The sequence below is a fragment of the Janthinobacterium aquaticum genome (assembly GCF_009208565.1).
Taxonomy (GTDB): domain Bacteria; phylum Pseudomonadota; class Gammaproteobacteria; order Burkholderiales; family Burkholderiaceae_D; genus Janthinobacterium.
The window spans coordinates 1-284 of sequence record NZ_WFLK01000053.1; the positions used below are offsets into that span (position 1 = coordinate 1).

The 284-nt window shown below is 58.5% G+C and carries 1 protein-coding gene; it reads right to left on the minus strand.

Going from position 1 to position 284, the window contains the following annotated elements; translation table 11 throughout:
• A partial coding sequence (locus tag GCM43_RS25590; protein WP_193315752.1) for a cadherin-like domain-containing protein occupies positions 1-284 on the minus strand: 284 nt, incomplete at both ends.

Sequence of the window (284 nt, forward strand, 5' to 3'; positions counted from 1 at the left end):
TGGCAGATTGCCGGTCTTGACCGTGTCTTCCGACGTGGTAATCGTGGTGCCGCTGCCGACTGGCGCATCGTTGACCGGATCGATCACGATATTGACCACATAGGTATTGCTGCCGCCCTTGCCATCGCTGATGGTGTAGCTGAAGCTGTCGTTGCCATTGTAGTCGGCCGTTGGCGCATAGCTGTAGCTGCCATCCGGATTGACGGTAACCGTGCCATGCGACGGATCGCTGGCCTTGGTGTAGGTAACGGTGTCGCCATCCACATCACTCGCGGGTGGCAGAT